A 20,392-nucleotide genomic window follows, 5' to 3' on the forward strand; every position below is an offset into this window, starting at 1 on the left:
CATCACTCCTGGACCTTGCCGCCCGTGATGCGCGAGATGGTCAGTGCGACCAGGATGATCAGGCCGTTGAGGGCGCCGATCCACTGGGCGGGGACGCCGGCGAGGGTGAGAACGTTCTGGATCATGAAGAGCAGCAGGATGCCGCTGAAGGCGCCGAACATGGTGCCCCTGCCGCCGTTGAGGCTGATCCCGCCGATGACGGCGGCGGCGAAGACGGTGAAGATGTAGCCGTTGCCCTGCGCCGAGGCGACCGAGGCCAGACGTCCGGAGAGCATCAGCCCGGCGAGGGCGGCGAGCACGCTGCCGGTGACGATGACGATCCCCAGCACCCGGTCCGTGCGGATACCGGCCGCCTTCGCCGCGTCGACGTTGCCGCCGATGGCATACAGCGAGCGGCCGAAGCTGGTCCAGCCGAGCACCACGATCGCGACGGCGAACAGCACCAGGCAGATCCAGATGGACGCGGGCATGCCGAACCATTCGGCGGTACCGAGGTAGAGCATCGACTCGGGCAGCTGGAAGAAGGTCTGGCCACCGGAGATGCCCGTGAGGACACCGCGCAGGACGATCAGCATGCCGAGGGTGACGATGAAGCCGTTGAGGCCGAAGCGGATGATCAGCAGGGCGTTGACCACGCCGACGAGCGCGCCCACGGCGAGCGTGACCGGGACCGACCAGGCGCCGGGGAGCAGTCCGAGTCCGTGTCCCGCGCCGGTCGGCACCACCAGCCAGGCCGCGACGCCGGGCGCGAGGCCCATGGTGGACTCCAGTGACAGGTCCATCTTCTTGACGATCAGGATCATCGTCTGGGCGAGGACCAGCAGGGCGATCTCGGACATGGTCTGCAGGACGTTGATGAGGTTGTCGGCCTGCAGGAAGACCGGGTTGACGATCTGACCGACGATCGCGATGACCACGATGGCCGGGACGAGCGCGAGGTCGCGCAGCCGCGCCAGCGGTATCCGGCCGCCGAACAGCGCGCTCCGCTTCGCCTCCGGTTCCGCGGCGTTGGCCGCGACAGTGTCCGCGAGGACGGGTTCCGGCATCACTTCAGGCATACAAGTCCACTCCTTCCATCGCGGCCACGAGGTCGTGGTCGTGCCAGCCGCGGGCGATCTCTGAGGTCACACGGCCCTGGAACATCACCAGGACCCGGTCGCACATGCGCAGGTCGTCGAGCTCGTCGGAGGCGATGAGCACTCCGGTGCCGGTCTCCGCGGTCTCCTCCACCTTGCCCAGGAGGAACTCCTTGGAGCGCACGTCCACGCCCGCGGTCGGGTTGATCAGGACCAGCAGCCGCGGGTCGTCGGCCAGGGCGCGGGCCATGACGACCTTCTGCTGGTTGCCCCCGGACAGCGCGGAGACGGGCAATTCGGGACCGGGAGTCTTGATCGCGAGGTTCTCGATCATGCCGGCGGCGAGCCGGTCTCGGCGGCCGCGGCTGAGGAACCCGCCCTGGCCGAGCCGCTTCGGTACGGACAGTGTGGTGTTGTCCGCGATCGACATGTCGGGAACGAATCCCTGGTGGTGCCGGTCCTGGGGGACGAATCCGGCGCCGGCGGCGAGCGCGGCGGGCACGCTGCCCGGCCGGGGCCGCCTCCCGGCGATCTCCACCTCGCCCGCAGTTGCCGCCCGCAGCCCTACGACGGTCTCGGCGACCTCGGTTCGCCCGCTGCCGGCGGCACCTGCGAGGCCGACGATCTCGCCGGCCCCGACCTGGAAGCTGACGTCGTCGTACCCGTCTCCCCGCAGCGCGCGGACGCCCAGCGCGGCCGTGGCGCCGGGGTCGAGGGTGCCGGCCCGTTCCTCGCGCCGGTCGGCCGCCGCCTCGCCGGTCATGGCGGCGACGAGGTCGGCGCGGCCCAGTTCCGCGACCGGCGCGGTCACGATGTGCCGGGCGTCTCGGAACACCGTCACCATGTCGCAGATCTCGTAGATCTCCTGGAGATGGTGGCTGATGAACAGGAAGGTCACGCCCTGGCGCTGAAGGTCGCGGATGCGGTCGAAGAGGCGGTTGATGGCCGCCCCGTCGAGTTGGGCGGTCGGCTCGTCAAGGATGATGAACCGCGCCCCGAAGGACAGCGCCCGGGCGATCTCGACGAACTGCCGCTGTTCGACGCTCAGTTCAACGGCCGGGGTCTGCGGGTCGACGTCCACCGACCAGGTCGACAGGAGGTCCTGTGAGCGGCGACGGGTAGCCTGCCAGCTGATGAGCCGGTTACGTCCGTGGTCGTGCCGGTTCAGGAAGAGGTTCTCGGCGACGGTCAGCGTGGGGATGATCGTCGACTTCTGGTAGACGCAGGCCACGCGTTCCCGCCAGGCATCGCGGTCGCTGAGCCGGGGGGCCTGCTCGCCGCCGAAGGTCACCGTTCCCTCGTCGGGGGCCTGAAGGCCGGTGAGAACCGACACCAGGGTCGACTTGCCGGCCCCGTTGCGGCCGACGAGCGCATGGGTCTCGCCACGCCTGATGGTGATCCGGGCACCGTTCAGGGCCACGGTCGGACCGAATCGTTTGACCATGCCCGCCGCCTCGACGACGGGCGGGTCCGCCGGGACCCGTCCGTCGTCCGCCGGGGCGGGCGCGGGGGTGACTGCTCGCTCCCCGTCGCTCATCTCAACCGCCTTGTTCTCGTACGCCGTTGCGTTCCCGATGAGAAATCAGAGGGATCAGAGGAATCAGCCGAGGTTGTTGCCCCACAGCGACTTTTCGTCGCTCTTGACGCTGGGCACGCCGCCGTAGGTGCCGCCGTCGGCGGTGACGAGCGGGGCGGAGAGCTGGTCCTCGAGCAGGCCGTCGCGCACCTGGATGATCGTGCTGTCGTGGTCGGTCTTGCCGGGCTTGAACGTCTTTCCGTCGATCGCGGCCTTGAGGTAGTACAGGGCGTACTTGGCGTAGAGGTCGGCCGGCTGGGAGACGGTGGCGTCGATCTTGCCCTCGGCGATGGACTTGAGCTCCTCGGGGATGCCGTCGTTGGAGACGACGAACACGTGCTTCTTGTCCTCGGGGCCGACCAGCAGACCCTTCTTCTTGAGGACTTGGAGGGTGCCGGACAGGGCGAAGCTGGACTGCATGTAGATGCCCTTGATGTCCGGGTTGGCGGTCAGGTCGGTCTGGAGCTTCTGCGCGGCGACAGCGCCGTCCCAGTTGGTGGCCTCGCCGAACACCTTGATGTCCAGGAAGTTCTTCTTCATGCAGTCGTTGAACGCCTCGGTGCGGTCACGGCCGTTGATGGAGGACAGGTCGCCCTGGAGCATCACGACCTTGCCCTTGCCGCCGAGCTTGGTGCCCAGGCACTGGCACGCCTTCTCGCCGTACGCGCGGTTGTCGGCGCGCACGACCATGAACACCTTGCCGGTGTCGGGGCGGGTGTCGACGGTGACGACCGGTATCTTCTTCGCCTCCAGCTGCGCCAAGGTCGGGGCGATGGCGGCGGTGTCCTGCGGGGCCATCGCAAGGCCCTTGACGCCTTGGCTGATGAACGTCTGCGCGTTGGCGGTGAGCTTGGCGACGTCGTTCTGCGAGTTGGTGGTCTTCAGGTCCAGCCCCAGCTCCTTGGCGTACTGGGGCGTGTACTTGATGTAGGAGTTCCAGAAGTCGGTGTCGGAACGCGGGTAGTCGACGCCGACCAGCGGCGTGTCACTCGCCGACGCCGCGGACGTGGAGCCGCTGCCGCACGCGCTGAGCAGCGCCAGTGCGGAGAGGGCGGAAACGGCGGAACAGAGGGCGGTTCTGAGTCTCATCGATGCTTCCTCGCGCCGGTCCCGTAGCGGGAGATGTTTCGCCTCGACGACATCTGTGTATCGCCGCGCGCTAGAGATGGGATGTTTATAGGGGTCCCACTGGCGTGCTGTCCAGCCCTCTGCTCGATTCGCGACGCAATACTGGGTCAAAAACCCCACTAACGAAGAAGAGGGCACCTCTCACGATCTAGATCCATCCCATCAATACTCGCCGCTCGATGACTCGAATTAGCCAGGGAGGCTCGCCAGACATGCCATGTTTAACTGGCCGTAATGCGTGACAAACGCGAGCAAGGAGAGCAAATCGCCTGATCGATCGATGCCTTTCATCCCTGCACGCCAGTTGACATCCCAGGGAGACATGGCGGACCTTCATGCGTAACAAGCGGCGCCCCATGCACAGCAGCCACGCCGACTCGTGTCCCCCTGGCATTCCCCTGTCCTCTTCCGCACCAGGGATGTCTCCATGTCGAGTTCGATCAACAGACGCCACTTCCTGGCCGGCGCCACCTGCGTAGCCGCGGCGGCCGTTGCCGGAGGTGTGTGCAGTGCCGGCATCGCCCAGGCGGCGCCCAGCACCTACACGCCCGACTGGAACTCGGTCGACCAGCACCCGCCGGCTCCGGAGTGGTTCCAGGACGCGAAGTTCGGGATCTACTTCCACTGGGGCGCCTTCAGCGTCCCCGCCTTCGACAACGAGTGGTACCCGCGCAGCATGTATCAGGCGGGCAGCAACGCCAACCAGCACCACATCGCGACCTACGGCCAGCCGTCGGCGTGGCCGTACCACAACTTCATCAACGGAGCGCGGGACCTGGCGGGCAACACCGTGAAGTTCGCGCCGAAGCTGAAGTCGGCCGGCGGGAAGTTCGACCCCGACGAGTGGGTGCAGCTGTTCGTCGACGCCGGCGCCAGGTTCGCCGGCCCGGTCGCCGAGCACCATGACGGCTTCTCCATGTGGGACAGCCAGGTCAACGAGTGGAACTCGGTGAACAAGGGCCCTGGTCTTGACCTGCTGCGGCTGTTCTCCACGGCCATCCGCGCCAAGGGCCTGAAGCTGCTGGTGGCCATGCACCACGCGTACAACTTCAACGGCTTCTACGAATACGTCCCCGCGCAGACGGACGGCAGCCTCAAGAAGCTCTACGGGCAACTGGGTTCATCCGCGGAGAACCAGCTCTGGTTCGACAAGCTCAAAGAGGTCATCGACCGCGCCCAGCCCGACATCCTGTGGCAGGACTTCAAGCTGGACGCCGTCGACGAGACACAGCGCCTGAACTTCCTGTCGTACTACTACAACCAGGCCAACAGCTGGGGCCGTGAGGTCGTCGCCACCTACAAGGACGGCATGAACGGCAAGGGCGAGGTCTTCGACTACGAACGCGGCGGCCCGGCCGACCTCACCACCCCGTACTGGCTGACCGACGACAGCATCTCCAGCAGCAGCTGGTGCTACACCCAGGGCATCGGCTACTACAGCATCCAGCAGATGCTGCACTCGTTCATCGACCGGGTCAGCAAGAACGGCAACGTGCTGCTGAACATCGCACCGATGGCCGACGGCACCATCCCCCAGGCGCAGAAGGACATCCTGCTCGGTATCGGAGACCACCTGAAGCGCTTCGGCGAGTCGGTGTACGCGACCCGCGCCTGGACGGCGTACGGCGAAGGCCCGACGAAGATGGGAGGCGGCGCGTTCACCACCCCGCACGCCGGTACGCCGCAGGACATCCGCTTCACCCGCAACAAGGCCAACAACGTCCTGTACGCCACCGTCCTGGGCTGGCCCGGCAGCTCGCTGACGATCAAGACCCTGAGCTCGGACCGGATCAACCTCTCCTCGCTGACCTCGGTCAAGCTCCTCGGCTCCACCGCCGGCACCTACATCGACCTGCCCACGCCGACGCAGAGCTCCTCGGGCCTCACGGTCACCCTGCCGTCCTCGGTCCCGTACAGTGCGGGCGTCTACGTCCTGAAGCTGGCTTTCTCCGGCACGATCCCGGGGCTTCTGCCGCTCGCCGGCGCCATCGCCTTCAAGGACGTCAACTACACCGGCGACTCCGCCGTGCTCACCGTCGGCGACTACACCGAGGCCGAACTGACCGCGGCCGGACTGGGCGCACGCACCCTCTCCTCCCTCCGGCCCGCTCCCGGCTACCAGGTCATCGGCTACTCCGGGGACAACTTCACCGGCACCTCCTGGACCTTCACCGCCGACAACTCCGACCTGCGGGTCACCGGCAACAACGACCAGATCACCTCGCTGAGGGTCCAGTTCAACCCGGCGACGTACTTCCGGATCACCAACGTCACCAACGGCCTCGCCCTGGACAGCGGCGGCAACGTCGCCTCCGGGTCCAACCTCAAGCAGTGGACCTGGGACGGCAGCTCCAACCTCCAGTGGCGGGCGGAGGCGGTCGGAGGCGGCTACTACAGGCTGGTCAACCGCACCAACGGCATGGTCGCCGACGGCTGGGGCGCCACCGCCGACGGCTCCGCAGCCAGACAGGCCCCGTGGAACGGTGGCAGCAACCAGCAGTGGACGATCACCCACCGGGGCGGCGACCGCTACTCGATCGCCAACCGCACCACCGGCCTGGCCCTCGATAGTGGCGGCAACGTCGAATCGGGTTCCATCACCAAGCAGTGGACCTACGGCAGCAGCACCAACCTGCAGTGGACCTTCACCGTGCTATAGCCGGCGGAGCGCGCTGCCGGGCGAGGGCGCGGCACCGAGTGCGCTGACCTACCGGGGGGGGCGATGTGAGCGACCAGGGGGATGTGGAGGAGGGCCTCGACGACTTCGCGAACGGTCTGCGGCAGGTGGATCGCGGTGTCGACGCGCTAGGTGCCCGGGTCGAGGTGGTGCACGACGAGGTCGTCGCACTGCGCGGCCAGTTCAGGACCGTCGCCGCCGAGCTGAGCGACGTCTCGCACACGGTCGACCGGGTCGAGGACTCTGTACGCCAACTGGGGCGAAAATTTGATGAGTTCACCGATCAATACGCTAAGGACCAGGCGCGGACGCTGGCGGAGGCCGAGCTGACGCGACTCACCATCGACTGGCACGCGCGGTTCGAGCAGCGCCGCAAGACCCGGGCCCTGGCACACGGCCTCGTGCACGCTCTGACCAAGGGACGCCCTGGAACGGGACGTGGTGGACAAGGACCTGGTAGCCGCGTGCGCCCAGGAACGCATGCTCATGGAGCCGGACTTCTGGCTCGGCCCGGCCATGGTGTCCCTCGCGGCCCGGCACCTGCACAAGGCGCCGCAGATGCGCCGCGCCCGCGCCCAGGCCTACTCCCTTGACCAGGCCCGCTCCAACCTCTTCTTCACCTTGACCTGCACGCGCCTGGGCGAACTGGATGAGGCCGCCCGCTGGATGGACCGCTATTTACAGTCGCTTGATCCCTACGCCCTCGACGAGGACTTCCACGTCGTCCTCGACGCCGTCGCCTGCAACGAACTGGGCGCGCAGGCCCACGCCTACACCCGCCAGGCCATGGAGCGCTGGCTGGACCGTCTCGGCCTGGCCCAGGCGTCCACGCTCACCAACCAAGTGGCCCACCACATGGGCGAGTTGGGCGAAGAGCTGCCCGAGAAGCGCTTCGAGGAGCTGAGCCGGGTGTGTGCCGGGGACTGGGACGAACTGCGCCGCGGATGGGAATGGGCAACCATCCCGGCGGCCACGCTCACCCATCTCCACCGCGCGTTCCCCGGGGACCAAGACAAGGACCCGGCCGGGCACGCGGCCAGCGCCCTCGACGCCCTCATCGACCGACACGACGCCGACGAGGCCACGCTCGCGTCGCGTATGCGCTACCTGGAACTCGTCGTCGAGCACGGCGGCGACGAGAAGGCGGCGTCAGGAGCACACGGTGCAACAGGCCGCCGCCACCCCGGTGGATCTGCGCACCTTGCTGGTCAACGCCGTGTTCGTCCCGGAATCAGTACGCCTTGGAGAGGAGGCGCGCCTGCTGGCGCTGCGCGCGGTGTGGCCCCAGATGCTGAGCGCTTCCCATGCCTACATCGAACACTCACGGTCGCTGCTGCCCCCTCAGATCGACGTCACATGGGGTGAGTGGCGGCGTCCCCTGCCCGCTGACCCGGCCGTCACGGTGCCGGAGCAGCTACTGGTGAACGAGTTGCGGAGCCTGATCGAGGACCGCACCCGCCAGCAGGTCGAGTCGGTCCGGCTCAACCGGGTCCGGATGATCACCGCGGCCTCCATGTCGCTGGCGAGCGCCGTCACGGCGTTCCTCGTGCCGCGGGGTACACCGCGGGTCACCGTGATCCTCCTGGCGATCGCCGCCGTCTTTTGGCTGATCGCCGAGTGGCGGCGGGTTCCCGTACGCAAGCAGGAACTGAGCCGCGAGGGACGGGACAATGCCCGCGCCGGCACCGCCGCCCTGAGCCGGGCTCTGGGTCAGCGCACCGTGTTTTTCACGGCCTGGCGGGAGAACCTCGACGAGGCGCCGGGGCTGGAGTCCTGGGGCGAGCGGGCTTGGCGTGGCGAGGCGGGCGCACTCGAAACAGGTGCGGGGGAGACCCTCACCGGGAAGGAGCCCAGGAATGAACGGTCCCCAAGAGGGCCGCCGGTTCGCCGGGCCCCGTGACCGTTTCGAACTGGTCCGTCACGTGGGCAGCGGCGGATTCGGGCACGTGTGGCTGGCACGCGACGCAGTCCTCGCCCGTGAAGTCGCCCTGAAATTCCCCGCGTTGGACAAGCTGGTGGGCCCGCGGCCGGATCCCGTACGCGTCGCGAGCGTGCGCGGCCGGTTCGAGCGCGAGAGCCTGATCGCTGCCAAGGTAGACAGCCCATACGTCGCCAGGATCTACGACTGCCACATGAGCGGCGCCGACCCGTTCCTCGTCATGGAGTACGTCGACGGGCAGCCTCTGACCGACTGCGTGGGCCCCAAACCTCTGCCACTGGCCCGAACCTGCCGCTGGAGCGGCCAGATCGCCCAGGGACTCGCGGCCGCTCACGACAAGGACGTCGTACACCGTGACATCAAGCCGGGCAACGTACTCGTCCGCGAGGCCGAAAGCGACGTACGCATCGTCGACTTCGGCCTGTCCCGCTTCGTCGATGTCACCGAGACTCGCAGCCATGCTGGCACCCCCCTGTACATGTCGCCGGAACGGTGCCGTGCCGAGCCGGGCGACGAGCGCAGCGACCTGTACTCACTGGGCTGCGTGATGTACGAGATGGTCACCGGCTGGCCGCCTTTCGGCGACGACCGCGCCGATCCGATCGCCCTCGCCCTGGCGCACCAGGACACGGTGCCCAAGCCCCCACGCGTGCAGGCGGCGGGTGTCCCCGCACGACTCGACGAACTGATCATGGCGCTGCTCGCAAAGGACCCGCGGCAGCGTCCCGAGAACGCACGCACGGTCGTGCACGCGATCGCGGAGGTGGAGCGCCGCCTCGATGAGGCCATGGAGGAGCGACGTGCCGCCCCTGACCTCGGGGTACCCCGGCGCGACAGCGGTTTCGCCAGCCAGCTCAGCGCGGCCGACCTCGAGGTCCGGCGGCTGGCCCGGGAGCACGGCCTAGACCACCCCCTCGTCGTCACCGCCCGCATGGATCTGGCCGACCTCACCGGCCGTAGCGGCGACGTGCGCGGTGCCGCCGAACTGTACGACCGGCTCGGCCGGGACTGCAGCGATTGGTTCGGCCCGGGCCACACCCGCACGCTCGACGCCTTCGAAGGCATGGCGCGCTGGGTCGAGGGCGAGTGAGATCACACCTGGTGTGATCACCCCTTCCCAATCACGCTGTGACTGGGGGTGTCAAACACACAGCCCGACAAGGATCTTGCCCCTCTGCTCCGCCCGTCGCGGCCCGCTGACCCTCTCCTTTGCCAGCAGTGCGGATGCGATAAATCATCCGGCCTGATCACAACCTTGATCACTGTTCTGGCCGTACCCACCGCTCGTCCCCTATCTTCACGCAGACAGGGCAGGGGCGGCATCATGATCCGCCATGCTGCTCCGCCTGGCCTACCTCGCCGCGACCAACACCTTCGCGCTCCTGCGCCTGCTCCCGATGCGCGACCGCAACAAAGACACCGGAGCGTCACACAGCGTGATCGACACCTACGGATGCCGGCAGAGGGCACAACCGGCCACCGCTCGGGCCCCGCGCCGCGTACGCTGGCTGCCATGACGACGCACGACGAGCGCCAGCGGCCCGGCCCTCACGACGCCGAGCCGGGGCGGGAGTCGGCTGCCGGGGCCACGCACCGGCAGCGCTGGGCGCCCGAGGCACGGCAGCTGCCGCGGCGGCTAGAGGAACTGCGCGGCCCGTGCGCAGGCGTCGTCGAGCTGCCGCTGCACGTGGCCTGGTCTGGACTGCGCGCCTACGACCTCGCGGACGAGAAACTTCTCCTCGGCCTCTACCGAACCGTCCTGACCAGCGGCTTCCACGACGACTACACGACATTCCTGAACGCCGACCTGCTCCGCGCGCACTGGCCCCGGCTGCGCCGCATGATCGGCCGCGGCGTCCGCACCGCCTGGGAGAACGCCTTCCCCCAGCTGCGCATGACGGCCACGGCGGCATCGGCGGATGCCGCAGCGTGAATCTGGACGAGGTCCCCGCGCACCACCGGCGGCTACTCACCGATGCCCTTCAGCTGGGGAGCAGATACGGGCTGGCGCTGATGGGCGGCTACGCCGTGCAGGCGCACGGGCTGGTACACCGTCCCAGCCAGGACCTGGACTTCGCCACCATCCACCCCGCCCCGATGCAAGAGATCATCACCACGCTCACCGGCGGGCTGACCGCCCGCGGCTGGGACATTACCGTCATCGACATCCAGCCGCTCAAAGCCCGCTTCCTGGCCGCCGACCCCATCAGCGGCCACGCCTGCGAAGTCGACGTGCTCAAGGAAGCCCTGTGGCGGCCGCCCGTCGTCCTCGACGTCGGCCCTGTACTCGCGCTGGAGGATCTGATCGGCACCAAGGTCCGCGCGCTCGCCGACCGGGGATTGCCCCGCGACTTCATCGACGTCCACGCCGCCCGCGACCTCTACACCACCGCCGACCTGGAAAACCTCGGCGCCCGCCACCCCGACGAATTCGACCTCACCGAACTCCACGACCGCCTCGAAACCCTGGAATGGGTCAGCGACACGGAGTTCACCGCCTACGGCCTCACCACCAAACAGATCACCGCCCTGCGCGCATGGGCCCAGGAGTGGCTCGACGGCCTCGCCCAGCGCCTCGCCGAAGGCACCCACGCCGACGGCGACGACGACCCGTACGATCTCTGAGCGGCGGGACCGCTGCGCGCGCCGGGCTGATCGGCGCCCGGAGTGCCAATCATGGTGCTAATCGCCCACAGAGTCGCCGCCCGCCCTTGGCGCGCTCACACGGGAAACGCACTGGTCACCGCGGATGTGACGGGCTTGGTGGTCGCGTGTGGTCGCAGGCTGGAGATGTCGGCACTTCCTCCGCCTCCTGGAGGCGATCCTCATGCGTACCGCCCTCGGCCGCGGCCGTGTCTATCGCCGGTGTGGCTGCCGCGACACCCAGCGCCACCAGCTCGGCGCTCGCTGTCCTCACCTGCTCACCGACAGCGAGCACGGAACCTGGACCTTCGCCGTCGACATTCCCAGTCCCGACGATCATCGGACGACCGTCCGCAGGGGCGGCTTCGACAGCCACGAGGCCGCCGAGGCCGCGCTCCGTCGATTCCTGGAGTGTGAGGCCGGCGGGTTCAACGGCGACCCCGACCAGACTGTGGCCGAATATCTGAACACCTGGCTGGCCGCCAAGGCTGGTGCTCAAGCCGACCACGATGGCCCGCTACCGCGACTACGTCCGCAACGACCTCATCCCGGCCTTCGGCAGCCTCAAGCTGGACGGGCTCGGACACCGGCACATCTCAGCCTTCGCCACCGGCCAGCTTGCTGCCGGCCGTGGACGGACCACCCTCTACCGGTGCCTGGCCACCCTCTCCAGCGCGCTCGGCGACGCGGTCCGGCAACACCGCCTCCCGCACAACCCGGCCAGTCCCCCCGCCCTGCGCCGACCGCCGTCGCCGGAGCGGCGGATCTGGACCGCGAAGGAGGCTGCCCGCTTCCTCGCCCACTGCCGCCAGGCCGACCCCGAGATGGCCGACCTGTTCGAGTTCCTCATCGGCACCGGCATGCGCAAGGGCGAAGCCCTCGGCCTCCACTGGAACGACGTCCACCTCGACGAGGGCGTTGTTTACGTGCGCTCCACGCTCTCCGCAGTCGACAACAACCGGCTGGTCATCACCACACCGAAGACCCGATCGAGCCGCGGCTGGGTGGCCATCTCACCCCGCGTCGCCGCCGCCCTCCGGCATCGGGCACGATCAGCACCCCAAACCCACAGCGACCCCGCCGATCCGTTCGCCGGGCTGGTCTTCTGCTGGCCCGACGGCCACCCGCTCGGACCGCACCTCGTGCTCGACCGGCTCCACCGGCTCTCCGAGGAAGCTGGCGTCCCGCGGATCACCGTGCACGACCTGCGGCACCTGGCCGCCACGATCACCATCACCGCCGGCGTCCCCCTCACCGTCGTCTCCAAGACCCTGCGGCACTCCACCCTGTCCACCACCGCGAACCTCTACAGCCACCTCACCCAACAGGCCGCCCGCGAAGCCGTCGACACCATCGACCACACCCTCACCGGAGCCGAGAAGACCAGCAGTCGGACGGACCGGCCGGCGTGGCTGCGACCACCACGCGACCACATCCGTCGCCTCCACGAGGCCGTCCGCCGGCTCCGCTCCCCCGCCCCGCCCGCCTTCAGCACCACCGCGAACCAGCCCCAACCCTGGCGTGCGACCACACTGCGACCACCACACCCCGGGACGCACGAAAGGCCGCCTTCCCATTTCTGAAAAGGCGACCTCCGACCTGCGAAAAGCAGAGTCGGGACGACAGGATTTGAACCTGCGACCCCTTGACCCCCAGTCAAGTGCGCTACCAAGCTGCGCCACGTCCCGATGCTCGTATGACCTGGGGTTTCCCCTGGCCGAACGCGCACGGAAACCATACCGCACTCCGGCCCGTGGTCGCTCACGGCTTCTCGTCTCGATGACATGCCGGCGGCCGCCGCCTGGACCCGGCATGTCCCCACCACCTGCGCATACGGGCCGTCGAGCGCACACGCGCGGGGTCAGCGGGAGACGTCGTCGGCCCGCTGTGCAGCGTGTCAGTCGGCTGCCGGCAGTCCCAGCTCCGGATACGTATCGAGCAGGCGGCTCGGTGCGGCCTGGCGCCAGGAGTCGGCGAGGATGTCGTGCAGCTCGCCGTCGTCCTCGAGTGCGCCCAGCCGCACACGGACCCACGCGAAGCCTGCCTCGTGGTCGGCGATCCAGAACTTCGCCGGCTCCGAGAGGACCAGCTCGTCGCGTTCCTCCTTGGGGCAGCGGACTGCGATGGACGTCTCATCCTCGGGCAGCGTGGCGAACATCTTTCCGGCTACGCGGAAGGTGGGCATGGCCCAGGCGATCTTCTCCGTCGTATCCGGCAGCGAGAGGGCGATGCGGCGTACGTCGTCTGCGTCTGGCATGACACGAACCGTAGCCAAAGCCGCTGACATTCCCCGTCGGAGTCGGAAAGCGTCACACGCCCCCTCGTTGAGGGCCGTCATCCGCCCTCCCTACTGCGTCACGCGCCGGGCTGCACCGCCTCGTGCCCTACATGCTTGTAGAACAGCGTCGTCGGATGCAGGGTCCCGGCCGGGTCCGTCGCGAAGTCCGGGATCACGCCGGCCTGGGTCCAGCCGGCCGCGCGGTACAGCAACTCGGCGGGGCTTGCCGTCTCGGTGTCGAGGATCAGCAGGGTCACGCCTGCGGCGGCCGCCTCACGTTCCGCGGTGGTCAGCAGGGTGCGGCCGAGCCCCTGGCCGCGTGCCGCGCGGTGCACCATCAGCTTGTTGATCTCGGCGCGGTGCCGGCCGTTGGGCTTGTCCACGAAGGCGACGCTGACCGTACCGATCACGCGGTCTCCATCCCGTGCGGTCCAGACGGCGAGGCGGTCGTCCGCCACCGCGGGGACCAGGCTCCGCCACCACTCGGCGGCCGCGGCCGGGTCGAAGGGGGCCAGGAACCCGAGCGACGAGCCGCCGGCCACGACGTCGCTGAGGAGATCACCCAGGGCGTCCGCTGCGGCGACGAGTTCCGTCGACGACAGCCGCTGTATCCGCGTCCGTGTCCGCGTCATGGCGCCACCACCATCAGCGCGTACCGCACCGCGTTCGGCCCGGGGCAGTGGAAACGGGTCGGCCCCCACACCCGGAAGCGCAGGCAGTCACCGCTGTCCAGGACGTGTTCGTCGCCCTCGGCGGTGAGGTGCAGCGTCCCCTCGAGGACCCAGACGTGCTGCTCCAGGCCCGGCACGGAAGGCCGGTCGTACGCGATGTCCGCGCCCGCCTCGAGCCGACCCTCCACGATCTCACCGCGCAGGCCCGCGAGTGGCGGCGACACCGATCGCCGTACGAATCCGGAGGCGCTGTCCGTCCACACCGCCTGGTCGGCCGCGCGCACCACCTGGGCCGGTTCCGCCTCCACCTCACTCAGCAGCTGCGACATGGTGCGCTGGTAGACGGCGCAGATCCGGTTGAGAAGAGAGGCCGTGGGGCTGATCTCCGCGCGCTCCGCGCGGGACAGCGTCGAGCGACTGATTCCGGTGCGTTCTGCCAGCTCGCCCAGCGACCAGCCTCGTTCGGCGCGCAGTTCCGCCAGGCGCGCCGCGAGTCGGACGTCCACCGGGTCGGCGGCGAGCACACTCACGTCTTGTTTCATATTCGGGATTCTATCCCAGATGTGAAACAGGACTTATATGAGCCAGGCCACGGTCAGATGCCGCCGTCCTCCCGGGCCTGGAGCTGTTCGGTCAGCTCCGCCGCCATCGACTTGATCGTCTCGAGCCCGGCCCTCCCCCAGCGCCGCGGCTCCGTGTCCACGACACACACAGTGCCTAGTGCGGTGCCAGTGCGATCGATGAGCGGAGCGCCCATGTACGAGCGGATCCCGATCTCGTCGACGACCGGGTTCCCGGCGAACCGCGGAAAGTCGCAGACGTCCTCCAGGACGAGCGCCTTGCGTCGGACGACCACATGGGGGCAGTACCCATGGTCTCTAGCCATATAGCGGCTCACCCCATGTGCCCCGGCCCCATGTGTCCCTGCCCTAAGTGCCCTATGCACCCCTTCAATACCGGCGTGCCCGCCGCCGGGCACATGCAGTCCCGCAAAGAACTGGCGGTCCTCGTCGATGAAGTTGACCATGGCGTACGGCGCCCCGGTCACCTCTGCCAGCCGGTCCGCGAACGCGTCGAGCGCCGGCTCGGGCCGCTGCCCCAACCCGAGCGAGCGCAGCCGCTGCATCCGCGCGGGGGCCTCGTTGTCGACAGGCGTCAGCAGGAGAGGGGCCGCGGAGGCGGGCGGGTGGTACCTCATGTGTGGGCTCCATGGGCTCCGTGGCTGGGCGCGTGGGACGGGGCGTGGGCCAGCAGATGCTTGACGAGGGTCAGCAGGGTCTGGATCGCGGAACTGGAGATCCGCGCGTCGCACCGCACCACGGGCACCCGGGGATCGAGGTCTATCGCGGCACGTACCTCCTCGGGGTCGTAGCGGTACCCGCCGTCGAAGTCGTTGATCGCGAGGATGAACCCCAGGCCGCGCTCCTCGAAGAAGTCGACGGCAGGGAAGCAGTCCTGCAGCCGCCGGGTGTCGGCGAGGATCACCGCCCCGAGAGCACCCTCGGACAGCTCGTCCCACATGAACCAGAACCGCTCCTGCCCAGGCGTACCGAACAGGTAGAGCACATGCTGCGGGTCGAGGGTGATGCGCCCGAAGTCCATCGCGACGGTCGTCTCGACCTTGTTCTCGATGCCCTCCAGACTGTCGGTCGCCGCGCTGACCGTGGTGAGCAGCTCCTCCGTACTGAGCGGCGCGATCTCGCTGACCGCGCCGACGAAGGTGGTCTTGCCGACCCCGAACCCGCCCGCGACAAGGATCTTCAGCGCGGTCGGGAAGGCGTCAGAGCTGTCGTCGTAGTCCATCGAGCACTGCCTCCAGCAGGGACCGGTCAGTGGGGTTGTGGTAGAAGTCGGGGGGCTTGGTGGTGAGCGCCCCGCAGTCGACGAGGTCGGAGAGCAGGACCTTCGTGACGGCTGCGGGAAGCTTCAGGTGGCCCGCGATCTCCGCGACCGAGAGCGGGCCCTTGCACAGGTCGAGGACCTGCCGGTGCTCTGGACCGAGATAGCCGAGGGGCTTGGTTCCGGTGGTCATGAACTGCGACAGCAGATCCAGGGCCGCGGACGGACGCGTCCGGCCGTTGCTGACCGTGTAGGGGCGGACGAGCCGTCCGGCCGCCCCGTCCAACCACGGCCCGTCCTGCGGCGCCGCCACGCTCAAGGCCTCATCGCCGAAGGATCGGCGACGGGCTGCCGGGGTGCTGTCACCAGATACGGACGGACGCTCTTGACCAGCATCGCCATCTCGTAGCCGAGCACGGCCGCATCCGCCTCGCGCCCGGCGAGTACGGCCAGGCAGGTGCCGGAGCCCGCGGTGGTGACGAACAGCAGGGTGGAGTCGAGCTCCACGACGACCTGGCGCACCTCCCCGCCGTCCCCGAACCGGACGCCCGCACTGCGGCCCAGCGAGTAGAGACCCGACGCGAGGGCGGCCATGTGGTCCGCGCTGTCGGGGTCGAGGCCGTGCACGGACTTCACGAGCCCGTCGGAGGAGAGCAGCACGGCGCTCCTGGTGTGCGGCACGCGCTGCACGAGGCCGCTCATCAGCCAGTCGAGATCGGAAACATGGCCGGTCGGCACATCGCTCGCCATGGGGGGATCGACTCCTTGGGGTAGTACGAAGGTCTGCGGGAGCGGGAGATTGCGGGACATGTGTGCGGGACATGCGTGGGGACATGTGGGCCGTGGGGACATGTGGGGTGGAGCGCGTCAGCCGGCCGGTTCGCCCCCGTCGTGCCGGGCGCTGGGACGGTGATCGGGACGGTGATCGGGACGGTGGTCGGGTGCCCGATCGCCTGCCTGGTCGCGTGCGTACTGCGCCTCGGCCAGGCCGATGCCGCGCCGGAACGCGGCCATCAGCCCCGGGTCGTGGCACACGAGTTCCTCATCGCGGCGGGGGACGGGCCCTTCCCGAAGCTGCGGCACTATGTGCTGCTGGGCACGGCGCTTGGGAAGCTGGGGCCGCTCCACTGGGGTGGTGCGCATCGCTTCCGAGCGGGGCGTGAGCAGGGTGGAGGCGTGCTCCGCCGGGGCCTGCCGCTCCTCGGACCGGATGCCGGGCAGGGCTTCGGCGATGTTGGGGCGGGTCTTGCGAGCTCCGCGAACGGGCAGGGGCGCGAGGCCTCTGCTCGTCGCGGGTTGAGCGGCGGGTGCGGCGGGCTGAGTGGTCGTCGTATCGGCCGGTGCATGGGCCGGGAGAGCCAGAGTTCCGTTGGCGGAGGCCATGGACGGCTCGGTCCCGTCGGGCGACGGCGCGGGCCGGGGGGCCGTCCCATCCGGCTGCGGCAGGATCCGGGGCCAAGGCTGCGACCCGACGTCCCGGGGCTGCGTCGGCTCATCGGGCTGTGTCGGATCCTGTGACCGCGCCGGTTCCTGGGAGGACGGTGCCGGTTCCTGGGGCAGTGCCGGTTGCGGTTGCCCCTGCCGTTGCCGCGGGACGGCGATGCGCGTGCCGTGCGCCGGCACAGGGGCCTCGGCTACGGTGACCGGCTGCCGCCCCTGCACCCCCACCGTGTCGCCGCCGGTGCCGCGGTTCCCCGTCGGCCGCGGCACGCCGGGCACGGCCGGTGCCTGGAGGTCGCGCGCCTGTGGCTGGTCCGGCTCCGGCTCCGCGCCGAGCAGGTCCTGAGGTACGACGATGACGGCCTGCACGCCGCCGTAGATGTTCGTCCCGAGCCGCACCGCGATGCCATGCCTTCGGGCCAGTTGGGAGACGACGAACAGGCCGATCCGACCGTCCTGGAGGAGGCTAGCCACGTTGACCTGGTCCGGGTCGGCGAGCAGGGCGTTCAGCTTGTTCTGCTCGGTGACGGGCATGCCGAGGCCGCGGTCCTCGACCTCGACGGCAAGGCCGGAGGTGACCTTGCCCGCGCTCAGCAGGACCTGGGTTCCCGGGGCGGAGAACGCGGTGGCGTTCTCGACGAGTTCGGCCAGCAGATGGATGACGTCGGCGACGGCGTGCCCGCGCAGCGTGCCGTCGATGGGCGGCACGAGCTTCACGCGCGAGTACTGCTCGACCTCCGCGATGGCCGAGCGCAGGACTTCGGTCATGGAGACCGGATTGGTCCACTGGCGGCGGGAGACCGCGCCACCGAGCACGGCGAGGTTCTCCGCGTGCCGGCGGGTGCGGGTGGCCAGATGGTCGACGTGGAAGAGCCGCTTGAGCAGTTCGGGGTCCTCGACGTCGTTCTCCAGGTCGTCGAGGATCGTGATCTCGCGGTGCACGAGCGACTGGAGCCGCCGCGCGAGATTGACGAACACCTCGACCTTCTGCTCGCTTCCGGCCTGGCTGGAGAGCTGGGCGGCCTGGACCACGGAGGCCACGGCCACGTCGTGGGCGCGGGAGAGTTCATCGGCGAGCTGGGCGAAGTCGTCGCCCGTCGGGGCGCCCTGGGCAGGCGTACGACGAGCCGGCGGCGGGCCGTCGCCCCGGCGCAACGACTCCACGACGTCACGCAGGTCGGACTGGTTTCGGGCGGCTGTGCGGCGCAGGACACCGACGTGGTCGCGGACGGTCCTCGCCGCACGATCGGCCGCGACGGCGGCGATCACGATGCCCGCCAGCGTGACCCCGACGGCGCCGGAGAGCACGGCCCACAGCGTGGGGCTCGGCGCGACACCCGTCGACCGGACGGTGCACAGCACGGCGGCGCACGCGCTCAGGGCGACCGCGACGGGTGGCAGTACCGCGATGCGCAGCAGCTGCGGCCGTATGGGCGTCTCGGGCAGCTGCGGCACGGTACGGCCGCCCGGATTGCCGTGCCGCCCGCCTTCACGGCGGTCTGCACGTGCGGCCGGTGCACGAAGGTGAGACATCAGCGTCCTAGTACGAATGCTTCGAGTGCGTGGGTGTGCTTCGGGGTGCTTCGGGGGTGCGTGGAGGTACTTCGCGTTGCTTGGGGTACGTCGGAGTGGTGCGGAGTGGGCCGTGGTGCGCCTGTGCGCTCCGACGTGCGGCGCGACTCAGGCATGCGGCATCGCAGTGCGGTGCGTGAAGCCGGACAAGGCCCTGCGTCGCGCGACGAACACTGACGGTAGTCGCCAACTCATCATGTGCGGCGGGCAGTTGACAAACTCAGGCGAGCAACGTCCCGCTCTGGTATGACGCTTCGGATGACAGTACGAAATTCATTCCGGACTGGTGTTCGCAGCGGCTCCGGACTCCGTCGAGCCGCCACCACACCACGTCCGGCCGGATCTGAACCCGCTGAGAGAAACGGTGCCCATGACCGACCACGTGACCACGCCCGAAACCGCCGCGAACGAGAAGATCGACACCTCGGTGCCGCACTCGGCCCGTATCTGGAACCACTGGCTGGGCGGCAAGGACAACTACCCCGTCGACCAGGAGGCCGGCGACGCATACAGCGCCGCCTTCCCCGACATCGTCACCATCGCCCGAAGCAGCCGCGCGTTCCTGCGGCGCAGCATCCACTACCTGGTCGCTGAGGCGGGTGTCCGGCAGTTTCTCGATGTGGGATCCGGCCTGCCGACCGTGGACAACACCCACGAGGTCGCTCAGCGGATCGCGCCGGCGGCCAGGATCGTCTACGTCGACAACGACCCTCTGGTGCTCGCGCACGCCCGCGACCTGCTCGGCTCCACCCCACAGGGGGCGACCGCCTACGTGGACGCCAGCCTGTACGAGCCGGACCGTATCCTGGCGGCCGCCGCCGAGACGCTGGACCTGACGCGGCCGACGGCCCTGATACTCAGCGGCATCCTGGGCCACGTAGCGGACTACGATCAGGCACGCTCCATCGTCCGCCGGCTGATGGACGGTCTGCCGCCCGGGAGCTATCTGTCCGTCAACGACGGTTCGCGGGGCACCGATCCGGCCTACGAGCAGGCACAGGACGGCTACAACGAGACCGGCGCGGTCGCGTACTTTCTGCGGCCCGTCGAACAGATTGCGGCGTTCTTCGACGGATTGGAGCTCGTGGAGCCGCGAGTCGTCTCGGTTCCGATGTGGCGGCCGGAGGAATCGTCATCCGGCGAACCGGTGCCGATCGGTCAGCACGGTGGTCTCGGCCGCAAGCCCTGACCTCGCCGCGGCCCGATCGCGGCTGCGGCCGCTCCGTGAGCGCACGGGTGGTCATGGTGATGGGCGGGTGGGACCGCGCCGTACGGCTCCGTCCCACCCGCCACGTGCAGCTCTTCGGATCAGGCCTCCGCGAGCAACCCGTCGTGCGGCTGGTGAAATACGCGACCGTCAGCGGCGCGGACCGCGGTCGAGGCGAGGCGCCCCAGGTCGACGTGGAGCCGCGTCACGAGAAGGGTCGTCGCGGTCATGTCCAGGAGCATGACCTCATGTCCGGGAGAGGGTCAAGGTTCCTCCGGACCGCTTCATGACTGTGCAATGCGCCCGACATCGTCGCCGTGACGATGGCCACCGCGAGGTCACCGGC

23 protein-coding genes and 1 tRNA gene are annotated in these 20,392 nt (G+C 69.1%); 9 read left to right on the forward strand and 15 right to left on the reverse strand.

Annotated features, from left to right (window positions below; all coding sequences use genetic code 11):
- Positions 1-2 precede the first annotated feature (2 nt).
- The 3 genes from ABT009_RS28635 to ABT009_RS28645 all read right to left on the reverse strand — a co-directional run bounded on the left by ABT009_RS28635 (position 3) and on the right by ABT009_RS28645 (position 3,741).
- Complete coding sequence (locus tag ABT009_RS28635; RefSeq protein WP_351301242.1) at positions 3-1,046, reverse strand: ABC transporter permease; 1,044 nt, start codon at positions 1,044-1,046, stop codon at positions 3-5.
- Between the two features lie 4 nt (positions 1,047-1,050).
- Positions 1,051-2,613 (reverse strand): sugar ABC transporter ATP-binding protein, encoded by a 1,563-nt coding sequence (locus ABT009_RS28640; protein WP_351300961.1) that lies wholly within the window; start codon positions 2,611-2,613, stop codon positions 1,051-1,053.
- A 63-nt stretch (positions 2,614-2,676) separates the two neighbouring features.
- The gene (locus tag ABT009_RS28645) at positions 2,677-3,741 is read right to left on the reverse strand and encodes a sugar ABC transporter substrate-binding protein (RefSeq protein ID WP_351300964.1); all 1,065 of its coding nucleotides are present in this window, start codon (positions 3,739-3,741) and stop codon (positions 2,677-2,679) included.
- 466 nt (positions 3,742-4,207) lie between these two features.
- On the opposite strand from ABT009_RS28645, the gene ABT009_RS28650 reads away from it, so the two are divergent.
- Entirely contained in the window at positions 4,208-6,439 is a 2,232-nt protein-coding gene (locus tag ABT009_RS28650) for an alpha-L-fucosidase (RefSeq protein WP_351300966.1), read from the forward strand.
- 146 nt (positions 6,440-6,585) lie between these two features.
- Here ABT009_RS28650 and ABT009_RS28655 read toward each other — a convergent pair whose 3' ends face one another.
- Complete coding sequence (locus tag ABT009_RS28655) at positions 6,586-6,711, reverse strand: hypothetical protein (protein WP_351300969.1); 126 nt, start codon at positions 6,709-6,711, stop codon at positions 6,586-6,588.
- Positions 6,712-6,895: 184 nt separating this feature from the next.
- Here ABT009_RS28655 and ABT009_RS28660 point away from each other — a divergent pair, with 184 nt between their 5' ends.
- The 6 genes from ABT009_RS28660 to ABT009_RS28685 all read left to right on the forward strand — a co-directional run bounded on the left by ABT009_RS28660 (position 6,896) and on the right by ABT009_RS28685 (position 11,021).
- Complete coding sequence (locus ABT009_RS28660; protein WP_351300971.1) at positions 6,896-7,822, forward strand: hypothetical protein; 927 nt, start codon at positions 6,896-6,898, stop codon at positions 7,820-7,822.
- Between the two features lie 55 nt (positions 7,823-7,877).
- Complete coding sequence (locus ABT009_RS28665) at positions 7,878-8,357, forward strand: hypothetical protein (RefSeq protein ID WP_351300974.1); 480 nt, start codon at positions 7,878-7,880, stop codon at positions 8,355-8,357.
- Positions 8,314-9,486 carry a serine/threonine-protein kinase gene (locus ABT009_RS28670; RefSeq protein WP_351300977.1) on the forward strand — a complete coding sequence of 391 codons (1,173 nt, stop codon included), beginning with the start codon at positions 8,314-8,316 and terminating at the stop codon, positions 9,484-9,486. Before ABT009_RS28665 ends, ABT009_RS28670 begins: the two co-directional genes overlap by 44 nt.
- A 244-nt stretch (positions 9,487-9,730) precedes the next feature.
- Positions 9,731-9,913 (forward strand): hypothetical protein, encoded by a 183-nt coding sequence (locus ABT009_RS28675; protein ID WP_351300979.1) that lies wholly within the window; start codon positions 9,731-9,733, stop codon positions 9,911-9,913.
- Positions 9,910-10,329 (forward strand): hypothetical protein, encoded by a 420-nt coding sequence (locus tag ABT009_RS28680; RefSeq protein WP_351300981.1) that lies wholly within the window; start codon positions 9,910-9,912, stop codon positions 10,327-10,329. The genes ABT009_RS28675 and ABT009_RS28680 overlap by 4 nt, the downstream gene beginning before the upstream one ends.
- Positions 10,326-11,021 (forward strand): nucleotidyl transferase AbiEii/AbiGii toxin family protein, encoded by a 696-nt coding sequence (locus ABT009_RS28685; RefSeq protein ID WP_351300983.1) that lies wholly within the window; start codon positions 10,326-10,328, stop codon positions 11,019-11,021. Before ABT009_RS28680 ends, ABT009_RS28685 begins: the two co-directional genes overlap by 4 nt.
- A gap of 115 nt (positions 11,022-11,136) precedes the next feature.
- Here ABT009_RS28685 and ABT009_RS28690 read toward each other — a convergent pair whose 3' ends face one another.
- A complete protein-coding gene (locus ABT009_RS28690; RefSeq protein ID WP_351300986.1) occupies positions 11,137-11,538 on the reverse strand; it encodes a hypothetical protein in 402 nt (133 codons plus the stop codon).
- On the opposite strand from ABT009_RS28690, the gene ABT009_RS28695 reads away from it, so the two are divergent.
- The gene (locus ABT009_RS28695; RefSeq protein WP_351300989.1) at positions 11,531-12,622 is read left to right on the forward strand and encodes a tyrosine-type recombinase/integrase; all 1,092 of its coding nucleotides are present in this window, start codon (positions 11,531-11,533) and stop codon (positions 12,620-12,622) included. The genes ABT009_RS28690 and ABT009_RS28695 overlap by 8 nt on opposite strands.
- Before the next feature lie 31 nt (positions 12,623-12,653).
- On the opposite strand, the gene ABT009_RS28700 is transcribed toward ABT009_RS28695, so the two are convergent.
- The 9 genes from ABT009_RS28700 to ABT009_RS28740 form a co-directional block, all read right to left on the reverse strand.
- Positions 12,654-12,727 (reverse strand) — tRNA-Pro (locus tag ABT009_RS28700).
- A 209-nt stretch (positions 12,728-12,936) separates the two neighbouring features.
- Positions 12,937-13,296 carry an MmcQ/YjbR family DNA-binding protein gene (locus tag ABT009_RS28705; protein WP_351300992.1) on the reverse strand — a complete coding sequence of 120 codons (360 nt, stop codon included), beginning with the start codon at positions 13,294-13,296 and terminating at the stop codon, positions 12,937-12,939.
- Between the two features lie 98 nt (positions 13,297-13,394).
- Positions 13,395-13,949 (reverse strand): GNAT family N-acetyltransferase, encoded by a 555-nt coding sequence (locus ABT009_RS28710; RefSeq protein ID WP_351300995.1) that lies wholly within the window; start codon positions 13,947-13,949, stop codon positions 13,395-13,397.
- Positions 13,946-14,530, reverse strand: coding sequence for a helix-turn-helix domain-containing protein (locus ABT009_RS28715; RefSeq protein WP_351300998.1), 585 nt, complete (start codon positions 14,528-14,530; stop codon positions 13,946-13,948). The genes ABT009_RS28710 and ABT009_RS28715 overlap by 4 nt, the downstream gene beginning before the upstream one ends.
- A 53-nt stretch (positions 14,531-14,583) precedes the next feature.
- Positions 14,584-15,186 (reverse strand): GAF domain-containing protein, encoded by a 603-nt coding sequence (locus tag ABT009_RS28720; RefSeq protein WP_351300999.1) that lies wholly within the window; start codon positions 15,184-15,186, stop codon positions 14,584-14,586.
- Positions 15,183-15,791, reverse strand: a complete 609-nt coding sequence (locus tag ABT009_RS28725; RefSeq protein ID WP_351301002.1) for a GTP-binding protein — start codon at positions 15,789-15,791, stop codon at positions 15,183-15,185. The genes ABT009_RS28720 and ABT009_RS28725 overlap by 4 nt, the downstream gene beginning before the upstream one ends.
- The gene (locus ABT009_RS28730; protein WP_351301005.1) at positions 15,769-16,140 is read right to left on the reverse strand and encodes a DUF742 domain-containing protein; all 372 of its coding nucleotides are present in this window, start codon (positions 16,138-16,140) and stop codon (positions 15,769-15,771) included. Before ABT009_RS28730 ends, ABT009_RS28725 begins: the two co-directional genes overlap by 23 nt.
- 2 nt (positions 16,141-16,142) lie before the next feature.
- Positions 16,143-16,577, reverse strand: coding sequence for a roadblock/LC7 domain-containing protein (locus ABT009_RS28735; protein ID WP_351301008.1), 435 nt, complete (start codon positions 16,575-16,577; stop codon positions 16,143-16,145).
- A gap of 117 nt (positions 16,578-16,694) precedes the next feature.
- Entirely contained in the window at positions 16,695-18,800 is a 2,106-nt protein-coding gene (locus ABT009_RS28740) for a sensor histidine kinase (protein ID WP_351301010.1), read from the reverse strand.
- Between the two features lie 409 nt (positions 18,801-19,209).
- On the opposite strand from ABT009_RS28740, the gene ABT009_RS28745 reads away from it, so the two are divergent.
- Positions 19,210-20,028 (forward strand): SAM-dependent methyltransferase, encoded by an 819-nt coding sequence (locus ABT009_RS28745; protein WP_351301013.1) that lies wholly within the window; start codon positions 19,210-19,212, stop codon positions 20,026-20,028.
- Positions 20,029-20,147: 119 nt separating this feature from the next.
- Here the strand turns inward: ABT009_RS28745 and ABT009_RS28750 are convergent, their stop codons facing one another.
- Positions 20,148-20,276: a hypothetical protein gene (locus ABT009_RS28750; protein WP_351301016.1), complete on the reverse strand. Its 129-nt coding sequence runs from the start codon at positions 20,274-20,276 to the stop codon at positions 20,148-20,150.
- Positions 20,277-20,392: the final 116 nt, after the last annotated feature.

It is taken from the genome of Streptomyces sp. NPDC002896 (assembly GCF_040295225.1).
Classification (GTDB): domain Bacteria; phylum Actinomycetota; class Actinomycetes; order Streptomycetales; family Streptomycetaceae; genus Streptomyces.

Excerpts from the sequence above, each read along its gene's own strand:
- ABT009_RS28635 (WP_351301242.1), bottom strand. The coding sequence starts at position 1,046 with ATGCCGGAACCCGTCCTCGCGGACACTGTCGCGGCCAACGCCGCGGAA.
- ABT009_RS28640 (WP_351300961.1), bottom strand. The coding sequence starts at position 2,613 with ATGAGCGACGGGGAGCGAGCAGTCACCCCCGCGCCCGCCCCGGCGGAC.
- ABT009_RS28645 (WP_351300964.1), bottom strand. The coding sequence starts at position 3,741 with ATGAGACTCAGAACCGCCCTCTGTTCCGCCGTTTCCGCCCTCTCCGCA.
- ABT009_RS28650 (WP_351300966.1), top strand. The coding sequence starts at position 4,208 with ATGTCGAGTTCGATCAACAGACGCCACTTCCTGGCCGGCGCCACCTGC.
- ABT009_RS28670 (WP_351300977.1), top strand. The coding sequence starts at position 8,314 with ATGAACGGTCCCCAAGAGGGCCGCCGGTTCGCCGGGCCCCGTGACCGT.
- ABT009_RS28675 (WP_351300979.1), top strand. The coding sequence starts at position 9,731 with ATGCTGCTCCGCCTGGCCTACCTCGCCGCGACCAACACCTTCGCGCTC.
- ABT009_RS28680 (WP_351300981.1), top strand. The coding sequence starts at position 9,910 with ATGACGACGCACGACGAGCGCCAGCGGCCCGGCCCTCACGACGCCGAG.
- ABT009_RS28705 (WP_351300992.1), bottom strand. The coding sequence starts at position 13,296 with ATGCCAGACGCAGACGACGTACGCCGCATCGCCCTCTCGCTGCCGGAT.
- ABT009_RS28710 (WP_351300995.1), bottom strand. The coding sequence starts at position 13,949 with ATGACGCGGACACGGACGCGGATACAGCGGCTGTCGTCGACGGAACTC.
- ABT009_RS28715 (WP_351300998.1), bottom strand. The coding sequence starts at position 14,530 with ATGAAACAAGACGTGAGTGTGCTCGCCGCCGACCCGGTGGACGTCCGA.
- ABT009_RS28720 (WP_351300999.1), bottom strand. The coding sequence starts at position 15,186 with ATGAGGTACCACCCGCCCGCCTCCGCGGCCCCTCTCCTGCTGACGCCT.
- ABT009_RS28725 (WP_351301002.1), bottom strand. The coding sequence starts at position 15,791 with ATGGACTACGACGACAGCTCTGACGCCTTCCCGACCGCGCTGAAGATC.
- ABT009_RS28735 (WP_351301008.1), bottom strand. The coding sequence starts at position 16,577 with ATGGCGAGCGATGTGCCGACCGGCCATGTTTCCGATCTCGACTGGCTG.
- ABT009_RS28740 (WP_351301010.1), bottom strand. The coding sequence starts at position 18,800 with ATGTCTCACCTTCGTGCACCGGCCGCACGTGCAGACCGCCGTGAAGGC.
- ABT009_RS28745 (WP_351301013.1), top strand. The coding sequence starts at position 19,210 with ATGACCGACCACGTGACCACGCCCGAAACCGCCGCGAACGAGAAGATC.
- ABT009_RS28750 (WP_351301016.1), bottom strand. The coding sequence starts at position 20,276 with ATGACCGCGACGACCCTTCTCGTGACGCGGCTCCACGTCGACCTGGGG.